The sequence below is a fragment of the Streptomyces sp. NPDC001373 genome (assembly GCF_042895815.1).
In the GTDB taxonomy this organism is placed as follows: domain Bacteria; phylum Actinomycetota; class Actinomycetes; order Streptomycetales; family Streptomycetaceae; genus Streptomyces.
On the sequence record NZ_JBIAWQ010000018.1, the window covers coordinates 38,045 to 61,869 of the forward strand.

Below are 23,825 nucleotides of genomic sequence, written 5' to 3' on the forward strand. Positions count from 1 at the left end.
ATCCTCGTCTGCCACGAGGCGGGCGCGCGGCACGCTAGCAAGCCGGATGAAGGACAGGCAATGGATCAGACAGCTGTGTTTGCGTGATCCGACTGAAGGTTTTCACCGATGTCTTGCAAGTCGATCAACCGCGTGATTGAGTTCCGGCCAGCCAGCGACCAACGGAGGGGATGGGCATGGAAGTTGACCGTCGAAGAGTGCTGCGGGCGGGCGGCGCGGTCGGGGCGGGCCTCGTGCTCGGCGCCGCCGCCGGCTGCTCCGGCAGCTCGGACACCGCGGCGGCCGGCGGGGCCGACGGCGAGAAGGACAAGGGCCGGATCACCGTCTGGTCCTGGCAGGGCCCCGCCGCCGAACTCACTGCGCTGATACCGGAGTTCCACGCGAAGTACCCGGGGATCGAGGTCACCGTCGAGGACATCGGCAACCCGGCCATCTGGGACAAGATCACCACCGGTCTGGCGGCCGGCGGCCAGGGCCTCGCCGACGTCCTGCACATCGGGGTGGACTACCTCCCCGGCTACGTCGAGAAGTTCCCCGGCGGTCTCGCCGACCTGGCGCCGCTGGGGGCGACCGCCCACAAGGACGCCTTCGCACCGGGCCTGTGGCAGACCGTCTCGCCCGACGGGAAGCGGGTCAACGCCCTGCCCTGGGAGGCCAACTCCGCCGGCTTCTGGTACCGCGCGGACCTCTTCGAGAAGGCCGGGGTGGACGCCGAGGCCCTCCAGACCTGGGACGACACCGTCGAGGCGGGCAAGCAGCTGAAGGCGAAGACCGGCACGTTCCTGATCGGCCTCGACAAGCCCGCTTCCCAGGCCGACGCCGCCAACTTCTTCCAGATGCTGCTCCAGCTCCAGGGCGCCTTCTACTTCGACCTGGAGGGGCGGATCACCCTCGGCTCCCCCGAGGCCGTCAAGGCCCTGACCCTGATCAAGGCCCTCAACGACGCGGAACTCGTCGCCGACCTCGCCGGGGGCTGGAACGCCCTGATGAGCGCCCTGAAGCAGGGCACCACGGCCGTCCAGCCCATGCCCACCTGGTTCGGCGGGATCATCGAGGAGCAGGTCCCCGGCGAGGCCGGGAAGTGGAAGGTCCGCCTGCCCCCCGCCGTGCGGCGCGGCGGCTCCACCGCCGCCACGGTGAACTCCACCCACCTCGCGGTGGCGGGCGGCAGCCGGCACCGGGCCGCCGCCTGGTCCTTCGTCGAGTTCGCCCTCACCCGCCCGGCCTCACAGGTGCGGATCTACCGCGACAAGGGCATCGCCCCCGCCCTGATGGCCGCGTACGAGGACAGCCTCTTCCACGAGCCCTCCGCCTTCTTCAGCGGTCAGCGCAAGGGCGAGACCTTCCTCGCCGCCCTCAAGGCCCCGCAGCCCGCCTTCGACTACACCGCCGACTACGCCCGCGCCCTGAAGCTGGTCACCGACGCCCAGTCCAAGGTGCTCCTCAAGGGCGCCGACCCTGCCGGTGTGCTCAGGGACGCGGCCGACCAGCTCGCCCGGCAGACGGGCCGCAAGGTCGTCCGGTGACCGCGGTGGACACGGCCGCCCCGCCGGCCGCCTCCGCCCGGGCCGTGCCGCCACCCCGCCGCCGTCCGCGCCGGCGACCCGCCCCGTACCTCTTCGTGCTGCCCGCCCTGCTGCTGTTCGCGGTGTTCCGGCTCTACCCGATCGGCTCGTCCTTCGTGCTCAGCCTGCACCGCACGGCCGGCGGCACCCGGACGTTCGCCGGCGCGGACAACTACGAACGGCTGCTGCACGACCCGCTGTTCTGGACGGCCCTGAAGAACACCGCGGTCCTCCTCGCCGTCCAGGTACCGGTCATGCTGGCCCTGGCCACCGGCCTGGCCGTCGCCCTCGACTCCCGCCTGCTGCGCGGCCGTTCCGTCTTCCGGCTGGGCTTCTTCCTGCCGATGGTCACCGGACTCGTCGCGTACGGGATCGTGTTCTCCGTCCTGCTCAACAAGGACTACGGGCTCGTCAACTGGCTGCTGGGCCTCCTCGGAGCCGGCCCGGTGCCCTGGCTGACCCATCCCCTGTGGGCGCAGGTCTCCCTCGGCATCGCCCTGACCTGGCACTACACCGGCTACAACGCGGTGATCCTGCTGGCCCGGCTGCAGAGCGTGCCCGCCGAGCTGTACGACGCCGCCGCCGTGGACGGGGCCGCCGGGTGGCGGACGTTCCTGCACGTCACCCTGCCCGGCCTGCGCCCCGTGCTGCTGCTGACGGCGGTCCTGTCCACCGTCGGCACGCTCCAGCTGTTCGACGAGCCGTACGTCCTCACCGGCGGCGGCCCGGACAACGCCACCCTGACCATCGGCGTGTACCTGTACCAGAACGCCTTCAAGTACTTCGACTTCGGCTACGCCTCGGCCGTCGCGTACGCCCTCGCCGTCCTCATCGCCGCCCTCGGGCTGATCCAGTTCCGCGTGCTGGGAGACAAGGAATGACCGCCGCCGTCCCGCCGCCCGGAGCCCGCCGACGGGCCCGGAGCCTGCTGCTGACCTCGGGGCTCGCCATCACGCTGGCCGTCGTGGCGATCCCGTTCTACTGGCTGGCGGTGGGCGCCACCCACAGCTCCGCCGAGCTCTTCGCCTCCCCGCCGCCGCTGCTGCCGGGCGGCCACCTGGCGGAGAACCTGCGCTCCCTCCAGGACTCCGCGCAGTTCGGCCGGGTGCTGCTCAACTCCCTGCTGATCGCCACCGTCTACACCGTGTGCGCCGGCGCGGTCTGCACGCTGGCCGGCTACGGGTTCGCCGTCTACCGCTTCCGCGGCCGCGAGGCCCTGTTCGGCCTGCTGATGCTCGGCCTGGTCGTGCCCGCTCAGGTCACGCTGGTTCCACTGTTCAGGATGATGGCCGACCTGGGCTGGCTGGGCACCTACCAGGCGGTGGTCCTGCCCAACCTGGCGCTGCCGTTCGGCGTCTTCCTGATGCGCCAGTCCATGGCCACGCTGCCCGCCTCCCTGCTCGACTCGGGCCGGCTGGACGGCTGCGGGGAGCTACGGCTCTTCCTGCGGGTGGCGCTGCCGCCGATGCGGCCCGCGCTGGCCGCACTGGCGATCTTCCTCTTCCTCTACCAGTGGAACGACTTCGTCTGGCCGCTGGTCGTGCTCCGCGACGGGGCCTCGTTCACCCTGCCGGTGGCCCTCGCCTCCCTCCAGGGCCTGGACGAGACCGACTACGGGGCCATCCTCGCCGGAACCTCCGTCGCGGCCCTGCCCATGGCCGCAGTATTCCTCGCGCTCCAGCGCCATTTCGTCTCCGGCCTGCTCGCCGGCGCCGTGAAGGAGTGACCATGCCGACCCCGACCCCCGCGGCGGCCGCGGACCCGGTGACCACCGCCGGCCTGGCCCCCGCCCCGTACGCCCCGCTGCTCGACGCGGTCGAGGTGGCCGTCCTCGCCCATCCCCCGGGCGCCGCCGTGCCCGCCGAGGCAGCCTGGACCCTCGCCGAACTCCCGGACGGCCTGCGGATGCTGGAGGCCGACACCGGCGGCGCCCCCGCCGAGATCCGCTTCCGGGTCCCGCTCGGCGACGCCGCCGGGTACTGGCACCCGCAGGGAGGCTGGCGGCGCACCCTGCTCGCCGACTGGGAGGGCCGGGCCTCGGTCTCCCTGGTCGACGGGCTCGCCGCCGGCTGCCTCTACGACTACTCCGGGGCCACTCTGCTCACCTTCGCCGCCGCCGACCCCGCCCCCGAGACCACCGTGCGCTTCGGGGTCTCCGAGGAGGAGGACACGCACGTCGTGCACCTGCGGCTGCCCGCCGGCGAGGGGCCGCACCGGGTCCTGCTCGTGCCGGCCGCCCCGTCGGCGGCCGCGGCCCTGCGGCCGCTGCGCGCCTGGTACGCCCGGCAACGGCCGCCGATGCCGGTGCCGGAGGGCGCCCGTACACCCGTGTACTCCACCTGGTACGCCTTCAACCAGAACGTCGGGGCCGGGGAGGTCGAGGCCCAGGCCGCCCTCGCCGCCGGCCTGGGCTGCGGGACCCTCATCCTGGACGACGGCTGGCAGGTGTACGGCCACGGCCGCGGCTACGCCGGCCTCGGGGACTGGCGGCCCGACCCCGCCGCCTTCCCCGACTTCACCGCACACGTCGCCCGGGTCCACGCCCTGGGCCTGCGCTACCTGGCCTGGACCGCCCCGCTGCTGCTCGGCCCGGACGCCGACTGCCACGCCCGGTGGGCCCCGTACGCCCCCGTCCCCGCCACCGTGCCCGGCGCGTACGTCCTCGACCCGCGCCGGCCCGAGGTCCGCCGCCACGTCGTGGACCTGTGTGTCCGGCTGGTCCGCGACCACGGGCTGGACGGGCTGAAGCTCGACTTCCTGGACCAGGCGATGGTCTACGCGGGCGACGGCGGCCCGGACGTGGGCCGCACCATGGCCGGCCTGCTCGCCGAGGTGCGGACGGCGCTGGAGGAGGTCCGCCCCGAGGGGCTGCTGCTGGAGCTGCGCCAGCCCTACACCGGGCCCGGCACCGCCCCCTTCGGCAACATGCTGCGCTCCTTCGACTGCCCCGCCGACGCCACCGCCAACCGGGTGCGCACCCTGGACACCGGCCTGCTCGCGGTGGGCGGCGCCGTCCACTCCGACATGCTGCTGTGGTCCCCGCAGGCCCCCGTGGAGGCGGTGGCCCGGCAGCTGATCGGCGCCCTGCACGCCGTCCCGCAGCTGTCCGTCCGCCTGGATCGGCTCCCCCGGGCGCACCGGGACGCCGTCGCGTTCTGGCTGCGGTGGTGGCGGGCCAACCGCGCGGCACTGCTGGACGGGGAGGTGGAGCCCGGGCGGCCCGACGAGCTGTACCCGCTGGTGCGGGCGAGCGCCGGCGACCGCTGCGTGATCAGCGTCCACGGCCGGGTGGTGGTCCCCCTCGACCTGGCCGCCCACCGCCGGGTGGAGCTGGTCAACGGGTCCGCGCACGAGACCCTGGCGCTGTCCGTACAGGGCGGTCCGGCCGAGGTCGTACGCGTGGTCCACGCACCGGACGGCCGTATCATCGAGTCCGCGTCGGCCCTGTTCGGGGAGGGGCCGCACACGCTGGCCGTCCCCCGCGGCGGCCTGGCGTCGCTCACGGTCACGGAAGGACGGCGATGAAGGTAGGGATCACCGACGTCGCGGCCCGCGCGCAGGTCAGCGAGGCGACGGTCAGCCGGGTCGTCAACCGCCGCCAGGGCGTGTCGCGCAAGACCCGGGACGCGGTCGAGCGGGCGATGGCCGAGCTGGGCTACGAGCGCACCACCCAGGGCCGGTTGGTGGCCGTGGTCACCGACCACGTGTCCAACCCCTTCTTCGCCGACGTCGCCGAGCGCATCGAGTCCGCGCTCGCCCCGCACGGACTGAAGACGATCCTCTGCCCCGCCTTCGCGGGCGGGGTCCAGGAACTCGACTTCATCTCCTCCCTGGTGGACAAGGGCATCGCGGCCGTGGTCTTCCTCTCCGCCTCCAACACCGTCGAGGGCGCCGACACCGAGGCCTACGAGGTGCTGCGCCAGCGCCGTGTCCCGTACGTGGGCGTCAACGGCGAGTTCGCCGACGGGGTGGCGGTCCCGGTGTTCTCCACCGACGACCTGCTCGCCGCCGAACTGGCCGTGGACCACCTGTACCGGCTGGGCCACCGCAGGATCGGCATGGCCTCCGGCCCGGCCGGCAACCGCCCCGCCGACCGCCGGGTCCAGGGCTTCCTGGCCGCCATGGCCCGGCGCGGGATCGAGGACGCCGGACGCTGGGTGATCCGCCAGTCGTACACCGTGGAGGGCGGGCAGGCCGCCGCCGCCCCGCTGCTGGAGCTCGGAGCCACCGCGATCGTCGCCGCCAGCGACTGGATGGCGCTCGGGGCGATCCGCGGGATCCGCCGGCAGGGCCGGTCCGTCCCCGAGGACGTGTCGGTCGTCGGCTACGACGGCACGGGCGTCACCGAGTTCACCGACCCTCCGCTGACCACGGTGCGGCAGCCCGCCGACCGGCTGGCGCTGGAGGTGGGGCGCAGCGTGCTCGCGCTGGTCGGCAACCGGGAGGTGCCCACCGGGGAGCTCCTCTTCGACCCCGAGCTGGTCATCCGCGCCTCCACCGCCCCGGCCACCCCTGCCTGACCGCTCCCCTTCCCCCGCGCACTCCCCCGACAGACAGGCGAGGACGTGTACACGACCGTCATCGAGCTCGCGGACGGCCGCGAGCTCATCTACTACGACAGCGCCCCCGGCCGGGACCGCTCGGCCGGGGACCGGCGCCCCCTGGACCGCGTCGAGAGCAGCCCGGAGCTGCGCCGCGACCCGGCCACCGGCGACTGGGTCACCATCGCCGCCCACAGGCAGACCCGTACCTACCACCCGCCGGCCGACGCCTGCCCGCTGTGCCCCTCGCGGGACGGCCGGCAGAGCGAGATCCCGGCCGCCGACTACGAGGTGGCCGTCTTCGAGAACCGGTTCCCCTCGCTGTCCGGCGACGCCGGGCGCTGCGAGGTGGTGTGCTTCACGCCCGAGCACGCGGCGGGCTTCGCCGACCTCACCCCCGAGCGGGCCCGGCTCGTGCTGGACGCCTGGACCGACCGCACCGCCGCGCTCCGCGCCCGCCCCGGCGTGGCGCAGGTGTACTGCTTCGAGAACCGCGGCGCGGAGATCGGCGTCACCCTGCCCCACCCGCACGGCCAGATCTACGGTTTCTCCGTCCCCACCCCGCGCACCGCCAAACACCTCGCGGCGGCGGCGGCCCACCGGGCCGCCACCGGGCGGAACCTGTTCGAGGACCTCCTCGCCGAGGCACGCTCCGCCACGGAGCGGGTGGTGCTGGCCGGGGAGCACTGGACGGCCTTCGTCCCGTACGCCGCCCGCTGGCCCTACGAGGTCCACCTCTACCCGCACCGCAGGGTGCCCGACCTGACCCGCCTCGGCGAGGCGGAGCGGGCCGAGTTCCCCGGCCTCTACCTGGACCTGCTGGCGCGCTTCGACGGGCTGTTCGGGCTGGCGGAGCCCACCCCGTACATCTCCGCCTGGCACCAGGCCCCGACGGCGGGCGGGGAGGAACTCGCCCTGCACCTGGAGCTGTTCACCGTCCGGCGGACCGCCGACAAGCTCAAGTACCTGGCCGGGACCGAGTCGGGGATGGACGCGTTCATGAACGACGTGTCGCCGGAGACGGCGGCGCGGCGGCTGCGGGAGGCCCGGTGAACGCGCGGGTGGTGCGGGACTTCGGGCGGGTCCACGGCGGCGCCCCCGAGGGGGTGTGGGCCGCTCCGGGGCGGGTCAACCTGATCGGGGAGCACACCGACTACAACGACGGCTTCGCCCTGCCCATGGCCCTCCCGCAGACCGCCGTGCTCGCCGCCCGCCGCCGCCCCGACGGACTGCTGCGGCTGCACAGCGCCCAGGGCGACGGCGGGGTCACCGAGCTGCGGGTGGCGGACCTCGCCCCGGGCACGGTGCCGGGCTGGGCCCGCTACCCCGCCGGGGTGGTCTGGGCGCTGCGCGAGCGGGGGCTGCCCGCCGGGGGCGCGGACCTGCATCTGGACAGCACGGTTCCGACGGGGGCCGGGCTGTCGTCGTCGGCGGCGCTGGAGTGCGCGGTGGCCGTGGCGTACGAGGAGCTGTACGGGCTGGGGCTGGGCCGGCCGGAGCTGGCACAGGTGGCCCAGTACGCCGAGAACGCCTTCGCGGGGGTGCCCTGCGGGGTCATGGACCAGATGGCCTCGGTCTGCTGCGCCGAGGGCAGCGCCCTGCACCTGGACAGCCGGAGCCTGGAGGTCCGGCGGGTGCCGTTCGACCTCGGGGGGCACGGGCTGCGGCTGCTGGTGCTGGACACGGGGGTCAAGCACGACCTGGCCGACGGGGCGTACGCCGCGCTGCGGGCGGGCTGCGAACGGGCGGCGCGGCTGCTGGGCCTGCCCGCCCTGCGGGATCTCGCGGAGCCGGAGCTGCCGGGGGCGCTGGGGCGGCTGCCGGCGGAGCTGGTCCCGCTGGTCCGGCACGTGGTGACGGAGAACACGCGGGTGGCCCGGGCGGTGGAGCTGCTGGCGGCGGGCGGACCCGGTTCCCTGGGTCCGCTGCTGACGGCGGGCCACGCCTCGCTGAGGGACGACTACGGGGTCTCCTGCCCGGAGACCGACCTCGCGGTGGAGGCCGCCGTCGCGGCGGGGGCGCTGGGGGCCCGGATGACGGGGGGCGGTTTCGGCGGTTCGGTGATCGCGCTGGTACGGGCCGACGGGGCCGCTGCCGTGGGCGGCGCCGTGGCGGACGCCTTCGCGGCGGCCGGGTTCGGGGCTCCGGCCGTACTGGAGGCCGTACCGTCGGCGGGCGCCCGCCGGATCGGCTGAGCCGCGAAGCGGCGCGAGGCGGCGCGGCGCGAGGCGGCGCGGCGCGAGGCGGCGCGGCGCGAGGCGGCGCGGCGCGAGGCGGCGCGGCGCGAGGCGGCGCGGCGCGGCACAAGGCGAGGCGGCGCGGCTGAAGCGTGGGCGGCCGCGGGCGGGCGGCGGGGACGGGCGGGAACTCGCAGCCCTCGGCTCGTGCGGCGGGCGGGCGCCGGATCACCTCGGTCGGTCCGGGCCTTCGGCCGGACCTGGTCATCGGGCGGCGGCCGGGCGAGAATGCCGCCATGACCGAATCCGACGCCGCCCCCGCCGTCCGCGTCGAGCGGGAGGGGGCCGTGACCACGGTGGTGCTGTCGCGGCCCGCGGCCCGCAACGCCGTGGACGGGCCGACGGCACGCCGGCTGGCGGACGCCTTCAGGGAGTTCGAGGCGGACGAGTCGGCGTCGGTCGCGGTGCTGTGGGGCGAGGGCGGGACGTTCTGCGCGGGCGCCGACCTCAAGGCCGTCGGGACCGCGGACGGCAACCGCGTCGAGCCGGAGGGCGACGGTCCGATGGGCCCGACGCGGCTGCGGCTGACCAAGCCGGTGATCGCGGCCGTCGCGGGCCACGCCGTGGCCGGCGGGCTGGAGCTGGCGCTCTGGTGCGATCTGCGCGTGGTGGAGGAGGACGCGGTCTTCGGGGTGTTCTGCCGCCGCTGGGGCGTGCCCCTCATCGACGGGGGCACGGTCCGGCTGCCCCGCCTGATCGGCGAGAGCCGGGCGATGGACCTGGTCCTGACCGGCCGTCCGGTCCCGGCCGCCGAGGCCCACGCGATCGGGCTGGCGAACCGCCTCGTGCCGCCCGGGCGGGCCCGCGGGGCCGCGGAGGAGCTCGCGCGGGAGATCGCCGCCTTCCCGCAACTGTGCCTGCGCCACGACCGGCTCTCGGTGCGTGAGCAGCACGGGCTGGCTGAGGGCGAGGCGCTGGCGAACGAGCTGCGGCACGGAATGGTGCCCCTGTCGGCCGGCGAGACCCTTTCGGGTGCCGCCCGCTTCGCCTCCGGGGCCGGACGGCACGGCTCTTTCTCCGGCTGAGGCGCCGAATCCGTTCGCCGTCCGGGTTGGTGACGATTTGGGATTTCCTATGGCGTATCAAAACATTGCCGCGGGAAATGCCGAATCGTTGATTTTGTTCGTTGTGCCCCCTCGGACGGACGTGCGCCTCGTGACCGTGGTCCTCGGGGACGCCGCCGCGGGGCGGTACACCCGCCTCTCGCTGCGCTCCGGGCGGCTGACCGGGGCGGTGCTCGTCGGGCTGCACCGGGCGGCCGCGGGCGTGGTCCGGCTGCACCAGCGGGGCGAGCCCGTGCCCGTGGACCGGCTGGCGCTGCTGCTCGGCGAGACCCCCGCCTACGCGGCCGGCCCGCCACCGGGCACGGCCCTGGTCTGCCACTGCAACCACGTCACCGGCGACGCCCTGGCCGCCGCCTGGCGGGCCGGGTCCCGTACGGCCGCCGCGCTGGCGGCCGCCACCCGCGCCGGCACGGGCTGCGGGGGCTGCGCCGAGGAGGTCCGGGCCCGGTGCGCGGCCTGGGCCGCGGAGGAGACACGACAGGAGGCGGTGTCATGAGGCGGGTGCTCGTCGTCGTCGGCCACGGCATGGTCGGCCACCGGCTGGTCCGCGAGGTGCGCGACCGCGACCGCGGCGGCGAGTGGCGGGTCGTGGTCCTCGCCGAGGAGCCCCGGCCCGCGTACGACCGGATCCTGCTGTCCTCGTACGCGCGGGGCGCCGACCCGGAGGAACTCGTCCTGGACGGGGCCTCCTTCGCCGACGACGACCAGGTCGAGCTGAGGCTCTCGCGGGCGGCCGTGCGGATCGACCGGGAGGCCCGCGCCGTGGTCTGCGCGGACGGCTCCGCCACCTCCTACGACGCCCTCGTCCTGGCCACCGGCGCCCGCCCCTTCGTCCCGCCGGTGCCCGGCCACGACCTGCCGGGCTGCCACGTCTACCGCACCCTCGGCGACGTGGCGGCGATCCGCGCGGCCGCCCGGTCCGGACGCCCCGCGGTGGTCGTCGGCGGCGGGCTCCTCGGGCTGGAGGCGGCGGGCGCGCTCGCGGCCCTCGGCATGCGCACCCAGGTGGTGGAGGCGGCGCCCTGGCTGATGGCGGTCCAGCTCGACGAGGGCGGCGGCGAGGTCCTCGGCCGGCTCGTCGACGGACTCGGCGTGCGGCCGCGCTGCGGGGTGGGGCTGCGGTCCGTCGACGCGGGAGCGGACGGGGCCGTGCGGTCGGTCACCCTGGCCGACGGGGAGGTCCTCGACGCCGACCTGGTGGTCTTCTCCACCGGGGTCCGGCCGCGCGACGAGCTCGCCGCCGGGGCCGGCCTGGCCACCGGCGAGCGCGGCGGCTTCCTCGTCGACGCCCGCTGCCGCACCGCGGACCCGCTGATCCGGGCCGTCGGCGACTGCGCCGCCGTCGACGGCCGCTGCCACGGCCTGGTCGGCCCCGGCTACCGCATGGCCGAACTCGTGGCCCGGGACCTGGCCGGCGAGGACCCCGGCCCCGCCTTCGCCGATCCCGACCTGTCCACCAAGCTCAAGCTGCTCGGCGTGGAGGTCGGCAGCTTCGGCGACGCCCACGCCCGCACCGCCGGGGCGCTGGAGTTCATCCGCACCGACCGCGGCGGCTCCCGCTACGCCAAACTGGTCCTCGACCCCTCAACCGGCGCCCTCCTCGGCGGCGTCCTGGCGGGCGACACGACGGCGTACGCCACCCTCCGCACCCTCCTCGGCCGCCCCCTCCCGGGCCCCCCGGACCTCCTCCTCCCGGGCCCCCCGGACCTCCTCCTGGCCCCGTCCCGGCCCTGACCGCCCCGAGGCCGCGCCCCCTCGCGCCGCAGCGGCCCCGGGCGATCGCACCGACGACGGGCAGGACCCCGCTCGGGGACCCGGCGGGCGTCCCGGGCGCGCAGGGCGGAGGAGCCTGGAGGAACACCCCCTGATCCGGGGCCCCTTCGGGCTGCCGCACAATGGCTTAGACCGGCCGGCGGACCAGGAAGGGCCTCACCATGGACGACGTCTCCCCGCACCTGCGGGCGACGCCCCGAACCGCCCCGGCCGGGGGCGGCGGGCGGGACCGGCCGGCGGAAGCCCGGATCGAGGACGCCCACCAGGTCCTGGTCGCGCCTTCGGCGTTGCGGGACACCGACCTGGTCAGGGACTTCTTCGGATCCGTGATCACGCCGGAGGAGCTCGCCTCCGGTTCCCCGGACCTCGCCCGCAAGACCGTCTACCTGTGCGGCGACGTGTCCCGGATCGACAGCCGCCGACTGCGCGCGGCGGCCCGGGTGTTCGTCGTCCGGGAGCTGTCGCACGGCTGCCACGGGGACGCCGGCCGCCCCTGGACACCCGTTGGCCTCGGCCGGATCCCCCTCCGCGTGCACGGCGCAGGCGTGTACTACCCCCGCTTCTTCGACCCCGGCGACGACCACTTCGGGCGGATCCGCGCGGAGCACGCCTTCCAGTCCCTGACGGAGTCCACCAAGCCCGGAACCGCCCGTCGCAGCGGGATCTACCTGACGCCCGTCACGCGCGAGGGCGACGCACTGCACTTCCGCCTGCTCCGGTGCTCCACGAACCTCTCGGGGCCGACCGAGGGGTTCCGCCCGACCGACACGCACATCGTCGAGGCCCTGAACCGCGAGGCCGCCACCGTCTTCCGCGACCAGGCACCGCTCAACCACGTCCTGGCCCAGGTCTACCCCAACACCCGTGCCACGGCGGAGCGCAGACAGTCCAAGGCCAGGATCTCGGCGCACGCCGACAAGACCAAGGACATGCCCGCCAACGGCGTCATGGCCTTCTGCACCTTCTACGACCGGCTCGACGGGCTCCAGCCCCTGGCCGACGACGCCTTCGACCACGGGGTGAGGGGGGTCAGCGGGCTGACCCGACTCCACTTCCGCCTCAAGGAGCCGGCCGCGGAGCGCCACGCCGTCGCGCTGCCCGCGACGTTCACCGTGACCCTCCACCCCGGCTCCGTGCTCTTCGTGCCGCTGTCCACGAACCGCCTGTACACGCACGAGATCCGGCCGTCCGCGCTGGACGCCGACCTGCTCCCGACCCGTCTGGGATACGTGGTGCGCTGTTCGAGCACCGAGGCCGTGCACCGGGACGGCCACACGTTCCTCAAGACGGCCGGGGGGCCGGTGAGGCTGGAGCCGCCCACCCCGGCCGGCATGGACGATCTCCGCAGGCTGTACGCGGAGGAGAACCGGACCTCGTCCTTCGTCGACTACGGCGGGAAGTTCCTCTTCAGCATGAACACGGGAGACTACGTTGCCCCCCATGTCTGAGATCGCGGACGAGATCGTCTCCTGCGCCCTGCCGTCCGGGGAGGACCTCTTCGCGGAGCTGTCCGGGTCCGTCCGCTGGGAAGACGTGGGCAAGGGCCGGCGGGGCGCCGTGCTCACCAGGGTCGACGAGGCCGGCGGGGTGCCCCTCGTACGCACCACCACCCGGTACGGCAGCCCGGCGCAGCCCTTCCGCGAAGTCCACGAACGGCTGGCGCGGCGGGTCCAGGAGCGTGCGGCGCTTCCGGTCGGCTTCAACAACGCCCTCGTCGAGCGCTACACGAACGCCTACACCACCATGGGCAGCCACTGCGACCAGGCCCTCGACCTGGCCGACGACTCGTTCATCGCCGTCTTCTCCTGCTACGAACACCCCGACTCGGGCCCGCCGAGGAAGCTGGTCTTCGAGTCGAAGGAGCCCGGCGGCGGGAGGTTCGAGATCCCCCTCGCCCACCACGGCGTCGTCGCGTTCTCCACCGGCTCGAACCGGCGCCTCCGACACAAGATCGTCCTGGACAGGCCCGTTCCGACGGCGGACAACACGTGGCTGGGCGTGACGTTCCGCACCGCGAAGACCCTCGTCCGGTTCCACGGCGGCCACGGACATCTCCCGCAGGGCACCCGCCTCTCCTTGGCCGACGAGGAGCAGAGGAGCGAGTTCTACGGGCTGCGGCGCCGCGAGAACAGGGAGACGGACTTCGTCTACCCCCCGCTCTCGTACACCATCAGCGAGAGCGATCTGATCCCGCCGGTCTGACCGCCGGACGGCGGGGGGCGTCAGGACTGGGCGGTGGGCGGATGACGCTCTCGGCCACGTCGGCGCCGGGGTGGCCGGCTGGGGCGGACCGGTTGCGGCCGGAGGCGATTGGATCTTGTCGCGCGTCTCGTGTAGAACACATCACCGATCGGACGTGATCACAACATTTTTCAGCCACATCGGGGGAATTGACATGTCGTCGACTCGACGCATCATCGGAACGTTCGCGCTGGTCGCGGCACTCGGCTCGGTCGCTGCCTGCGGCCCCGAGGACACCTCGGGCTCGGCCGGCACGGGCGGGTCCTCCGGCACCGGCGGCGCGTCGAGCGCCGGTTCGGCCGGCTCCGGCGCCGCCGCGAAGCCCTCCGCCAAGGCTCCGGCCGGAGGGGCGTCCGCGGGCTCCGCCGCGCCCGGCGGCGACTGCGGGCAGCCGCCGAAGCTGCCCGCCGGCCACAAGATGGTCGAACCCGTCGCACCGCCGTCCAAGGGCTCGATGTCCGCGAAGGACGCCCAGCCGACCTGTACCCCCAACGACTGGATCTACCACGGCAAGGGCGAGGCGAAGTACTACCTCTTCGCCGCCGGTGAGGTGAAGGCCGAGCTGGCCACCGGCTCCGGATCCACCAAGTCGGTCCCCGTCGGCGAGCTGTGGATGCACGCGGGCGACTGCATGACGAACCCGTCCGCCGTGAAGGCCCCGTACAGCTGCTCGGGGAACATCTACGACATCACGGTCGACGGCGAGGGCAAGATCGATTCGATCAAGGAGGTCTGGCACCCGTAACCGGGCGGGTGGAGCACCGGGTCAGGCGGCGGGTGCGCCGCCTGACCCGGCGAACGGCTCATACGGCGAACGGGTCGGACGGCGGTCGGCTCAGGCGGCGGGCGTCCGGGCACGGTCGAGGACGGCCTCGGTGTCCACTCCCGTCGGGAGGGTCCCGTAGGCGCCACCGTGCTCGCCGCCCAGCCGGGACGCGCAGAACGCGTCGGCGACCGCCGCCGGGGCGTGCCGCACCAGGAGCGAGGCCTGGAGGGCCAGGGCCATGGTCTCGGTCAGCTGCCGGGCCCGGTACTCGGCCTCGGCGGGGTCGGCGAGCTGCTTGTGCAGCCCGGCCACCGCCGCGTCCAGGTGCCGGTCGGCCCCGGCCGCCCGGCCCACCTCCGCGAAGAACGCCTCGACGGTCTCCGGCCGGCGGGCCATGGCCCGCAGCGCGTCCAGGGCGGCCACGTTGCCCGAGCCCTCCCAGATGGACGACAGCGGCGCCTCCCGGTAGAGCCGGGGCATGCCCGAGTCCTCGACGTAGCCGTTGCCGCCGAGGCATTCGAGGGCTTCGGCCGCGTGCGCGGGAGCCCGCTTGCACACCCAGTACTTGGTCACCGCCAGGCCCAGGCGGCGCAGCAGCGCCTCGTCCGAGTCGCCGCGCGTGACCCGGTCCGTGGCCCCCGCCAGGCGCATGGCGACGGCCGTGGCGGCCTCGGACTCCAGGGCGAGGTCGGTCAGGACGTTGCGCATCAGGGGCTGGTCGATCAGGTTCCGGCCGAACGCCCGCCGGTGGGTGGCGTGGTGGACGGCCCGGACCAGGCCGAGCCGCATGCCCGAGGCTCCGCCCAGGACGCAGTCGAGGCGGGTCATGTTGACCATCTCGATGATGGTCGCCACTCCGCGCCCCTCCTCGCCGACCAGCCAGCCGAACGCCTCGTCGTACTCGATCTCGGAGGAGGCGTTGGAGCGGTTGCCCAGCTTGTCCTTGAGGCGCTGGAGCAGCAGCCGGTTGCGGGTGCCGTCCGGCAGGACACGCGGCAGCAGGAAGCAGGACAGGCCGCCCGGGGCCTGCGCCAGGGTCAGGAAGACGTCCGACATCGGCGCCGACGTGAACCACTTGTGCCCGGTCAGCCGGTACGTGCCGTCCCCGGCCGGGACGGCGGTCGTGGTGTTGGCGCGGACATCGGAGCCGCCCTGCTTCTCCGTCATCGACATGCCGGCGATCAGCCCGCGCTTGGTGTCGGGCCGGCGCAGTCCGAAGTCGTAGGTGCGGGAGGCGAGCAGCGGCTCCAGCCACTCGGCGAGGGCGGGCGCCGCGCGCAGCGCCGGTACGGAGGCGTACGTCATGGACACCGGGCAGGTGTGGCCCGCCTCGACCTGGCTCCAGACGATGAACTTCGCGGCGCGGGCGGCGTGCGCGCCCGGCTCGCCCTGCGCCCAGGGGGCCGCGTGCAGCCCGTGGGAGACGGCGGTGTTCATCAGCTCGTGCCAGTACGGGTGGAACTCGACCTCGTCGACGCGGTGGCCGTAGCGGTCGTGGGTGCGCAGGACGGGCTCGTTCTCGTTGGCCAGCCGGCCCCACTCGGCGGCCTGCTCGGACCCGGCGAGGACGCCGAGGCGGTGGAGCTCGGGCGCGGCCCAGGCGGCTCCCTCACGGGCGAGGGCCTCCAGCAGGGCGGGGTCGGCGGCCGCGTCGTAACCGTGGTGCGGCGGAACCTGGTTGGTGACCTCATGCGTCTGCGGCATCGTGTCCTCCAAGGGCACGCAGGGTGAAGGTGATCAGGCCCGGAATGACCTCGCCGGGGGCCGCGTCGCCGTCGGCGAGCGGTCCGACGAGCGCCTCGGCGATCGCGCCGACCAGGGCGGCGGCTGTCAGCTCGGGTGCCTGCGGCGGTAGTTCGCCGGCGGCCACACCGGCGGCGACCTGCCGGGCGAACACGTCGCGGAACGCCCGCCGGAAGACGAGGCGTTCGGTGTCCACGGCCGCGTCGGCCGGCTCCGCGAGCAGGGCGAAGGCCCGCCGGGGCGCCTGGAGCGCGCGCGAGGCGAAGGTCTCGACGGCCGCAGCCACCCGCTGGGCGGCGGTACCGGGGCGGTCCGCCGCGGCGGTCACCGCCTCCACCTCCCGTGCCACGAGGGTCCGGAAAAGGGCGGCGGCCAGCTCGGACTTGCCGGAGAACGACTGGTAGACGCTCCCGGTGGAGATGCCCGCCTCTGCGGCGATCGCGGCGACGGAGCAGCCGGCGTACCCCTCCCGGGAGAGCAGGCGGACGGCGGCTTCCAGGACCCGGTCGCGACGGGCGTCGAGACGGGCCTGTACGGCGGGTGGGCGGCGGTAGGGCATGGAAGGATTGAAGCAGTGATTCACTGCTTCATACCAGCCCTGTGCAGGCTTCGGTCGTGCTGCGTGGCAGAGCCGTCGGCCACCGGTCAGCGGCGGCGGTAGAGTGTGACGGCGTCGCCGTGGCCGAGCCAGCGGACGGTGAGCGGGCAGACCGCCCGGGCCACCCAGTGGCGCTCCAGCTCGGCGAAGAAGCCCGCGTCGGCGCACATCCCGCCCGGCCCCTCCCCGGCGTACAGGAAGACGTCCCCGCCGTAGGCACGCAGGGCCTCGGCGGCCATCGGATCGGCGGGCGGCGGCCAGACGAGCAGCAGGGCGCGGCCGGGGTTCCGCCGTACGGCGTCCACTGCCCCGAGCCTCTGGACGTCGGCGTAACGGAAGCCGTGCGTGAAGCCGTTGGCCTCCACCCCGTGCAGGTCGGTGGCCAGCACGTCGAGGCCGCCGAGGGAGAGCTGCCGCGCCCAGTAGCCGGATCCGGCCCCGGCCTCCAGCAGGTCCGCACCACCGACGGCCCCGCGGATCCAGTCGACCACGGAGGCGGTGACCAGCGCCCAGCTGTACAGTCCCGCGAGGTCCCGCCGCCGCAGCATCAGCGCGGCCGCGCCGCGCTCTCCCGGCAGGTGGTCGAAGACCTCGACCACCGCGCCGTGAGGACCGCGCGAGCGCAGGGCGGGGTACCACAGCAGCGGCACCATCTGCGGATGCCGGTCCGCGTGCAGGACGTCGCCCTCGGGGAGCAGCTCCCCGAGGGCGCGGAACGGGTGCCCCCAGCCGGGGAACCCCACCGTCGGGTCGGCGTCCCACATCGCCTGCAACCGGGTGGAGAGCTCGACCAGCCTCTCCACCACGGGCGGTCCGGCCGGGGCGGCGGCCCGGCGGTCGACCATTTCGGGGTTCAGCCGATGGCGATGTGCTCGACCACGGCCAGCTCGCCGTCGGCGGGAGCGGGGGCGGGGTCGACGGGCGCGGAGAGCATCCCCATGTGGGCGACGACGCTGATCGCGCCCTTGTCGTCCGCTCCGCCCGGGTTGGCGGCGACGGCGGTGGCCGCTCCGGCGAGGGCGGCGACGGCGGCCGCGACGACGGCGGCGTTGCGGGTGGTCGGGTTCATGCGTGGTCCCCCTGGACGTGATGTGCGACGTGTGGTCGCGAACCGGCGTACGACAACCACCCTACTCTCAGGTCCGGTTGAATTGATCATGACCATCGTCACCCCCGCTCGGAGCGTGCGTGGGCGCCGGCCGGGCGAGGGGGCGGCGGCGCTCCGCCGGTGTGCCGGGGGGCGTGTGGGACGGGACCGACGCGTCGTTCTCCGGACGCGGCACGTCCGGTCCACCTCTGCCGTCGCCCATGGCTCGAAATCCCCCTCCGGCCACCTGCTGGACGGCCGGAACGACCGCCGCCGCCACGGAAGCGACCGTGACGACGGGGCAGTCACCACACAGCCGGTCTTCGGCCAGGGGGTCCGCCCCGCGACGTCACAACAGCGTCCCGGGGCCGGTCCTCGGGGTCAGTCGCGGGGCGACAGTTCGGCCATGGCGCTCCAGCCCTGGCCGGGGACCTCGACGTGGATGATCTCCGGGGTGGTGGCGATGGCTCCGGCCAGAGTCTCCATGCCGGCCTTGAAGTGGTCCGACGCGACGTGCGCGGCGCCGGCCTCGGCGTCGGTGAACGCCTCCAGCAGGGTGTACTTGTTGGGGTCGTCCACGCTGCGGGACCAGTCGTAGAAGAGGTTGCCCGGCTCGGACCGGGTGGCGCGGGTGAAGTCGTCGACGAGCGTGAGCCAGTTGTCGCTGTACTCCGGGCGGACGTCGAACCTGACGGCGATGAAGATCATGCGACCAGCCTGGCACGCTGGGCGGGCCGGTGCACGCCCGACGCCCGGCATTCCGGCAGGGCCGGAATCCGGGCGCGGCCCCCGGCGGGGCGGCCGCGCGGGGACCCGTCAGATCCCGCCCGCGGCCGCCTCCGCGAGCGCGGTGCGGATCGCCTGCGGGCGCCGGCGGAACTCCTGCGAGGGCACCGACACCGACAGCGCGTGCACCGCGTCCGGCTCCTCCCCCGCCGCCTCGCCGGCCCGGGGCAGGGCGACGCCCACGCAGGTCCAGGCCGGATCCGCCTCCCCCACGGACACCGCGAAGCCCGCCACGCGCACCCGCAGCAGCTCCGCCTCCAGGGCCTCGGCGCTGGTGATCGTCGCCGGGGTCAGCCGGGCCATCCCGTGCTCGGCGAGGTAGCGCCGCCGCGCCCGCGGGGTCAGCCGGGCGAGGAGCGCCTTGCCGTGGGCGGTGGCGTGTGCACGGGTCTCGCGGCCGGGGGCGAACGGGGTGGCGGTGTCCGTCACGGGGGCCGTGGTGTCCACGACGGTGATCACCCCGCCCCGGTACGCCGTGTAGTACGCCTCGCCGCCAGTCGCCCGCCGCAGCCGGACGAGGAGGTCGGCCATCCCCGGGGCCGGGGCCAGCTGGTGCAGGAAACTGCGGTGCAGCCGGGGCAGCGCGGGCCCCAGTGCGTACCCCTGGGCCGTCCGCGCCAGGTAGCCGCGCTCGGTGAGCGGCCCCAGGAGGTGGTAGGCGGTGGACAGCGAACAGCCCGCGCGTCGGGCCAGCGCCTTGGCGCTGACCGGGCCGGGCGCGGCGGCCACCGCGTCGACGAGGGCCAGCGCGCGGTCGAGGGACTGCGGACCGGTGTGCGGCATGGTGCTGGTGGTTCCCCGTGGTGGGCGGCAGGACGGGCTCCAGCCTACGCCGGGCACACGGAGGCACCGTCGACAGACCGTCACCGTGCGGCCACACTGGGCACGGAGGTGCACACATGACCCGAGCCGACCGGCACGGCGAGATGCGGGCCACCGTACGCGAGACGTACGGTCCCGCCGACCTCAGTGCGGTCCCCGTCTTCGCGGGTGGCTTCATCAACTTCGGCTACTGGCGGCCGGAGGACCTCGACGGCCCGCCCAGCGTGGACGACCGGATCCGCAGCCAGCAGGACCTGTACCGTCGGGTGCTGGACGCCGCCGGCCCCCCCGCCGGCGGGCAGCTGCTGGAGGTGGGCTGCGGGCTGGGCGTGGGCTGCGCCCTGGCCGTCGGGGAGTACGGCCCCGCCCGGGTCACCGGCATGGACATCCATCCCCAGCAGCTGGACCGGGCCCGCCGGGCCAACGCCGGCCTGCTGGACGGGCCCGGGCCCGAGCGGCTCCGGCTGGTGCGCGGGGCCGCCGAGGAGATGCCGTTCGGGGACGGCGAGTTCGACTGCGTCTACAGCGTGGAGGCCGCCCAGCACTTCGACGACCTGGAACGGTTCGCCGCGGAGACCGCCCGGGTCCTGCGGCCGGGCGGCCGGGCCGCCGTGACCAGCTTCTTCGCGGCGGACCCCGGGGCCGCTCCCCGGCTGGCGGAGCTGCTGGACACCTTCGCGGACGGGCTGGACATCGCCCGCCCGCCCTCCGAACTGACCGGCGCCCTGACCCGGTCGGGTCTGACGGGGGTGGGCTGCGAGTCCATCGGCCCCTCGGTGTGGCCGGGCTGGGACCACTGGCTGTCCGCCCAGTGGAAACCGGGCACCTGGCCGAGGAACTTCCTGCGGGCCTGGGAGCAGGGCCTCCTCGACTACTATGTGATCACCGCGACACGGCCGGAGGAGGTCAGGCCCGCCGGCGCCGGCGGCTGATCACGACGACGAGGGCGATGACGGCGGCCACGATCAGCAGGACGAACAGGACGCCCACCACCAGCGCGGCGGTGCCCAGCTTCCCGAGGAAGCCCTTCTTCTTCTTTTTCTTGGACTTCTTCTTCCCGTCCTTCGAGAGGCCCTTCGAGACGTCCTTCGAGGCGGCCCCTGCCAAGGTGTGCCCGGCCGGGGCGTCCGCCCGGCGTACGGATCCGGCCGCCGCTCCTGCCGGGGCCTTGGCCGCCTCCGCACTGTGGGCCGGCCCGGACCGCTGGGCCGCGGGGGCCTCCACCGCGCCGGCCGGCAGCGGGGCCATGAACAGCCCTGCCAGCAGCAATACCGGAACCACCCTGGCCATCACGTTCGTCCTCACACCGCTCTCCCTGTCCTCGACACCCGGTACGGGCCCCCTCCATGCCGGGTTCCTGTACCCCCGGGCGCGGCGCGTACGCACGATCCGGCCATCCTCGGGTCCCGGCCCGCAGGAATCAACCTGTCCCGGCGCGGAGCTCGCGGTGGAAGCCCCCACACCGCCCCGCCCTCCCGCGGGCTCAGAGCCGGCGCCGGTAGCGCAGTTCGGTGAGGGCGGTCCCGTCGTAGTCGTCGTCCCGGGCCGCGCCGTCGGGCCGGTAGCCGGCCCGTTCGTAGAAGCGCCGGGCCCGTTCGTTGCCGTCGAGGACCCAGAGGACCGATTCCGTGAAGCCCTCGTCCCTCATCCCGGCGTGGGCCTCGTCCAGGAGGCGCCGGCCGATGCCCGTGCCGATCAGGTCCGGGGTGACGTACAGGGCGTAGACCTCGGCCGCCCCGGCCCGGTCGGGCAGTTCGTCCCGGCAGGGGCCGAGGCAGATCCACCCCACCGGGCCGCCGTCGCCGAGGGCCACGAGGTCCCGCGAGGTCCGGCCGGGCCGGGCGAACCACTGCCGGCGCCGCTCGGCGTCGTCCTCGACCGTCATGGCGTCGAGGTAGGTTCGGGGGATCAGGCCGGCGTACGCCGCCCGCCACCCCCGGACCCGGATCGTCGAGACCGCCTCGATGTCGGCCCGACCCATGGCGCGTATCCGTGTCATCGCGCCACGGTATCCCCGGAGCGGCCGGGTCCGGATCGGTCGGCGGCCGGGACCCGGGCGGCGCGGGCCGGCCGACGCTCCGGGGTTCCCCTCCGGTCGCGGCGGAACACGATCTCGGCCATCCGCCGCTCCGGGCCGCGGCGGCGCAGGAGCAGGTAACCGATGAAGGCCGCCGGTCCGAAGAAGACCTGGGCGGGGATCACCGCCGGGGCGTGCCCGGTGACCGCGTCGACGATGTACAGGGCGGCCACCGGGGCCACCGCGCCGAAGAGCAGGACCAGCGCGACCCCGGTGCGCAGCCCCGTCTTCCCGTACGCCTTGTACGCGGTGGTGGTGAAGAGGGCGTAGGCCAACAGGTCGCCCATGCCGACCACCGCGCCGAGGTCCTCGCCGATGCGCAGCCCGGCCGCGGGGGCGAACGGATAGCCCTGGACGGCCTCGGACAGTTCCTCGGTCAGGGGGACGACCCAGGCGAAGAACGCGTCATAGAGGGTGAGCGCGAGCAGGAACCACGCGACGTTCCTCAGCCGCATGCCGCCCTGCACGTTGAGGTTGGTGGCGGAGACGACGACCAGGCCGACGACGCAGCTGTTGGCGATCCAGTACGGCGCGGCGAGCTCGCCGAAGGCCAGGTGGGCGACGAACACGCCGGCGATCAGTACGGCGATCAGCGCCCAGCGCAGCCGTCCGTTGCCGATGACGGGCTGGTAGCCGACGGACAGGCCGCCCGCGAAGACGAGGGCGAGCACGACCGGGAGGACAGCGCCGGGCAGCGCGAGGTAGACGTACGGCAGCGCCAGGACGAAGCCCATGATCACGAAGATGTCGCGGCCGTTGAAGACGCCGACCGGCGGCCTCGCCGCGCGTACGGTACGGAAGTAGCTGACCGCTCCGGCGCACACCGCGAGCGCCAGGGCCATGGTGACCGCGAGCTGGAAGAAGACCGTCATGCGGGGCTCCGGGTGAAAGTGTGCTCCAACAGGTCGCAGCGGAGGGGGAAGCGCCGCGCGGCCTCCTCGTCGCTGAGCGGCAGGACCGTGACGTCCGCCTCGATGCCCTGGGCCCGCAGCCGCTCGGTCACTTCGGCGGCGGTGACCTCCTTGGCTGCGACCTCTACATGGAGTCGGCCGTCGGCCCCGACGGCTGCCCGGTGGCGCAGCGGGAACGGCAGCCCGGGGGTGCCGTCCAGCGCCTCCACGATCTCGCGCGGGGTCACGACGGCGTCGCTGGTGCGGTGCAGTTGGCCCGCCTTGCCGAGGATGTAGGAGACCGCGGGCACCATCGCCAGTTCGCAGTCCGGCTCTTCCTCCAGGGCGCGGACCACGTCACCGGTGTTGTACCGCAGGACGGGCATGCACTCCCGGTAGGGGTAGTACGGCGTGACCGTCAGCTCGCCGAGCCGGCCGGGTGCGGCGGGCTCGCCCGTCTCCAGGTCGAGCACCTCCGTGTACCCCATGTTGGGATCGATGTGCAGATGGCGCCGACTACAGGTACGGCCGCCGACGGGCAGCAGCTCGGTCATGCCGAAGGCATCGCCGACCACCTCGGCCCCGAACGTCTCGCGCAAGGCGTCCATCAGGTTCCGCGACAGCATCTCCCCGCCGCCGTAGATCGCCCTCAGCCCGAAGTCGTCAGGGCCGTAGCCGCTTTGGCGTGCGGCGGTAACCAGCTGGCCCAGGTAGCTGGGGGCGCCGGTGAGTATGGAGGGCTGGGTGCCGTTCCGGCCGAGCAGGTGCTCGATGGACTCGTCCGGCGGAATCTGCCCCACGACATGGCACGACGCGTTGGCGAGGCGGCACACCGCGACGTCCTCCTGTACGGCGGCCGTCGCCCTGGAGCTGAGGTTGATCTGCATCCGGTCGCCCGGGCCGAGTTCGCCGCGCAGGACGAGGGACAGCGCGATCAGCGCGGGCCAGAGTTCCATCTCGTAGCGGGAGAGCCAGATCTGAACGGGACGGCCGGTGGTGCCGGTCGTCTGCGTCGCCAGGTACGGGGGGCTGCACAGGAAGTCGGCGGGGCGTTCGATCAGGTCGGCCTTGCGCGTTACCGGGATGCGGGTGAGCGTCTCGGTGGTCAGCCCCGCGAGGTCCACTCCGGCGAGCCGCTCGCGGTAGAAGGGCGAGCGCTTGGCGAGTTTGCGCACGGTCCGCTGGAGCGCGCGGTTCTGCAGCTCCCGGCGCTCGTCCGGGTCGGTGAACGGCCCGTCGGCCAGTTCGTCGACGTCGTCGCCCAGCGAGCCGAACTCCTCAAGCGTGGCAAGGGCGTCGGCGACCAGCCGCTCCACGGTCCGTGCGCTCAGCCGTCGGCCGAACACCATGGACAGCGCCACCCGTACCTGCCGGACACCGGTCTCCAGCACTCATGCCTCCCTTGGGCGTAGCGAGGGGGTGGGGGCGGAAACCGCCCCCACCCCCTCTTTTCGGCTCTACGTCAGCTGACGGAGCAGTAGGAGAAGAAGACCGACGTCATGGCACCCATGACGTACTTGAACTGCTTGGCGCTCGTCTTGATGGCGCTCATGTGAGCCTCCTCAGGTGTGCTGTGGGTCGACGGCCGCCGGACTCCTGGTGGAGCCGCAACGTTCCGTCGCTTGACGGAGAACA

24 protein-coding genes are annotated in these 23,825 nt (G+C 74.3%); 14 read left to right on the forward strand and 10 right to left on the reverse strand.

Translation table 11 applies throughout. The features are described from left to right. The first annotated feature begins 176 nt into the window (after positions 1-176). The 13 genes from ACFY15_RS29650 to ACFY15_RS29710 all read left to right on the forward strand — a co-directional run bounded on the left by ACFY15_RS29650 (position 177) and on the right by ACFY15_RS29710 (position 14,166). Complete coding sequence (locus tag ACFY15_RS29650) at positions 177-1,526, forward strand: ABC transporter substrate-binding protein (protein ID WP_390826387.1); 1,350 nt, start codon at positions 177-179, stop codon at positions 1,524-1,526. Continuing rightward, positions 1,523-2,446, forward strand: coding sequence for a carbohydrate ABC transporter permease (locus ACFY15_RS29655; protein WP_390690260.1), 924 nt, complete (start codon positions 1,523-1,525; stop codon positions 2,444-2,446). Before ACFY15_RS29650 ends, ACFY15_RS29655 begins: the two co-directional genes overlap by 4 nt. Further along, positions 2,443-3,291, forward strand: coding sequence for a carbohydrate ABC transporter permease (locus tag ACFY15_RS29660; RefSeq protein WP_390690261.1), 849 nt, complete (start codon positions 2,443-2,445; stop codon positions 3,289-3,291). Before ACFY15_RS29655 ends, ACFY15_RS29660 begins: the two co-directional genes overlap by 4 nt. Before the next feature lie 2 nt (positions 3,292-3,293). After that, complete coding sequence (locus ACFY15_RS29665; RefSeq protein ID WP_390826388.1) at positions 3,294-5,090, forward strand: glycoside hydrolase family 36 protein; 1,797 nt, start codon at positions 3,294-3,296, stop codon at positions 5,088-5,090. Then, complete coding sequence (locus tag ACFY15_RS29670) at positions 5,087-6,085, forward strand: LacI family DNA-binding transcriptional regulator (protein WP_390690263.1); 999 nt, start codon at positions 5,087-5,089, stop codon at positions 6,083-6,085. Before ACFY15_RS29665 ends, ACFY15_RS29670 begins: the two co-directional genes overlap by 4 nt. 45 nt (positions 6,086-6,130) lie before the next feature. Beyond that, positions 6,131-7,159, forward strand: a complete 1,029-nt coding sequence (gene galT / locus ACFY15_RS29675) for a galactose-1-phosphate uridylyltransferase (RefSeq protein WP_390826389.1) — start codon at positions 6,131-6,133, stop codon at positions 7,157-7,159. Beyond that, entirely contained in the window at positions 7,156-8,301 is a 1,146-nt protein-coding gene (galK, locus tag ACFY15_RS29680) for a galactokinase (protein ID WP_390690265.1), read from the forward strand. Before galT ends, galK begins: the two co-directional genes overlap by 4 nt. Before the next feature lie 278 nt (positions 8,302-8,579). After that, entirely contained in the window at positions 8,580-9,368 is a 789-nt protein-coding gene (locus ACFY15_RS29685) for a crotonase/enoyl-CoA hydratase family protein (RefSeq protein ID WP_390690266.1), read from the forward strand. Between the two features lie 103 nt (positions 9,369-9,471). Then, positions 9,472-9,903, forward strand: coding sequence for a (2Fe-2S)-binding protein (locus ACFY15_RS29690; protein ID WP_390690267.1), 432 nt, complete (start codon positions 9,472-9,474; stop codon positions 9,901-9,903). After that, complete coding sequence (locus tag ACFY15_RS29695) at positions 9,900-11,141, forward strand: NAD(P)/FAD-dependent oxidoreductase (RefSeq protein WP_390690268.1); 1,242 nt, start codon at positions 9,900-9,902, stop codon at positions 11,139-11,141. The genes ACFY15_RS29690 and ACFY15_RS29695 overlap by 4 nt, the downstream gene beginning before the upstream one ends. A gap of 200 nt (positions 11,142-11,341) precedes the next feature. After that, complete coding sequence (locus ACFY15_RS29700; RefSeq protein ID WP_390690269.1) at positions 11,342-12,628, forward strand: hypothetical protein; 1,287 nt, start codon at positions 11,342-11,344, stop codon at positions 12,626-12,628. After that, positions 12,612-13,382 (forward strand): hypothetical protein, encoded by a 771-nt coding sequence (locus ACFY15_RS29705; protein ID WP_390826390.1) that lies wholly within the window; start codon positions 12,612-12,614, stop codon positions 13,380-13,382. The genes ACFY15_RS29700 and ACFY15_RS29705 overlap by 17 nt, the downstream gene beginning before the upstream one ends. A gap of 193 nt (positions 13,383-13,575) precedes the next feature. After that, positions 13,576-14,166, forward strand: a complete 591-nt coding sequence (locus ACFY15_RS29710; protein ID WP_390690271.1) for a hypothetical protein — start codon at positions 13,576-13,578, stop codon at positions 14,164-14,166. A 90-nt stretch (positions 14,167-14,256) separates the two neighbouring features. Here the strand turns inward: ACFY15_RS29710 and ACFY15_RS29715 are convergent, their stop codons facing one another. From ACFY15_RS29715 to ACFY15_RS29740, 6 genes are all read right to left on the reverse strand, one after another. Beyond that, on the reverse strand, positions 14,257-15,891 hold the full coding sequence (locus tag ACFY15_RS29715) for an isovaleryl-CoA dehydrogenase (RefSeq protein ID WP_390690272.1): 1,635 nt from the start codon (positions 15,889-15,891) through the stop codon (positions 14,257-14,259). Further along, positions 15,875-16,489 carry a TetR/AcrR family transcriptional regulator gene (locus tag ACFY15_RS29720; protein ID WP_390690273.1) on the reverse strand — a complete coding sequence of 205 codons (615 nt, stop codon included), beginning with the start codon at positions 16,487-16,489 and terminating at the stop codon, positions 15,875-15,877. Before ACFY15_RS29720 ends, ACFY15_RS29715 begins: the two co-directional genes overlap by 17 nt. An 86-nt stretch (positions 16,490-16,575) precedes the next feature. Beyond that, a complete protein-coding gene (locus tag ACFY15_RS29725; protein ID WP_390826391.1) occupies positions 16,576-17,373 on the reverse strand; it encodes a hypothetical protein in 798 nt (265 codons plus the stop codon). A gap of 8 nt (positions 17,374-17,381) precedes the next feature. After that, positions 17,382-17,597 (reverse strand): hypothetical protein, encoded by a 216-nt coding sequence (locus ACFY15_RS29730; RefSeq protein WP_390690275.1) that lies wholly within the window; start codon positions 17,595-17,597, stop codon positions 17,382-17,384. 399 nt (positions 17,598-17,996) lie between these two features. Further along, positions 17,997-18,323 carry a putative quinol monooxygenase gene (locus ACFY15_RS29735; protein ID WP_390690276.1) on the reverse strand — a complete coding sequence of 109 codons (327 nt, stop codon included), beginning with the start codon at positions 18,321-18,323 and terminating at the stop codon, positions 17,997-17,999. A 108-nt stretch (positions 18,324-18,431) separates the two neighbouring features. Continuing rightward, on the reverse strand, positions 18,432-19,184 hold the full coding sequence (locus tag ACFY15_RS29740; protein ID WP_390826392.1) for an IclR family transcriptional regulator: 753 nt from the start codon (positions 19,182-19,184) through the stop codon (positions 18,432-18,434). 116 nt (positions 19,185-19,300) lie between these two features. Between ACFY15_RS29740 and ACFY15_RS29745 the strand changes: the two genes are divergently transcribed. Beyond that, positions 19,301-20,155: a class I SAM-dependent methyltransferase gene (locus tag ACFY15_RS29745; RefSeq protein ID WP_390826393.1), complete on the forward strand. Its 855-nt coding sequence runs from the start codon at positions 19,301-19,303 to the stop codon at positions 20,153-20,155. Here the strand turns inward: ACFY15_RS29745 and ACFY15_RS29750 are convergent. From ACFY15_RS29750 to ACFY15_RS29765, 4 genes are all read right to left on the reverse strand, one after another. Next, entirely contained in the window at positions 20,130-20,528 is a 399-nt protein-coding gene (locus ACFY15_RS29750) for a hypothetical protein (protein ID WP_390690279.1), read from the reverse strand. The two genes, ACFY15_RS29745 and ACFY15_RS29750, sit on opposite strands and share 26 nt — an antisense overlap. 178 nt (positions 20,529-20,706) lie before the next feature. Continuing rightward, on the reverse strand, positions 20,707-21,222 hold the full coding sequence (locus ACFY15_RS29755) for a GNAT family N-acetyltransferase (RefSeq protein WP_390690280.1): 516 nt from the start codon (positions 21,220-21,222) through the stop codon (positions 20,707-20,709). Beyond that, positions 21,219-22,172 carry a hypothetical protein gene (locus ACFY15_RS29760; RefSeq protein ID WP_390690281.1) on the reverse strand — a complete coding sequence of 318 codons (954 nt, stop codon included), beginning with the start codon at positions 22,170-22,172 and terminating at the stop codon, positions 21,219-21,221. Before ACFY15_RS29760 ends, ACFY15_RS29755 begins: the two co-directional genes overlap by 4 nt. Then, positions 22,169-23,581, reverse strand: coding sequence for a phenylacetate--CoA ligase family protein (locus ACFY15_RS29765; protein WP_390690282.1), 1,413 nt, complete (start codon positions 23,579-23,581; stop codon positions 22,169-22,171). The genes ACFY15_RS29760 and ACFY15_RS29765 overlap by 4 nt, the downstream gene beginning before the upstream one ends. Between the last annotated feature and the right edge of the window lie 244 nt (positions 23,582-23,825).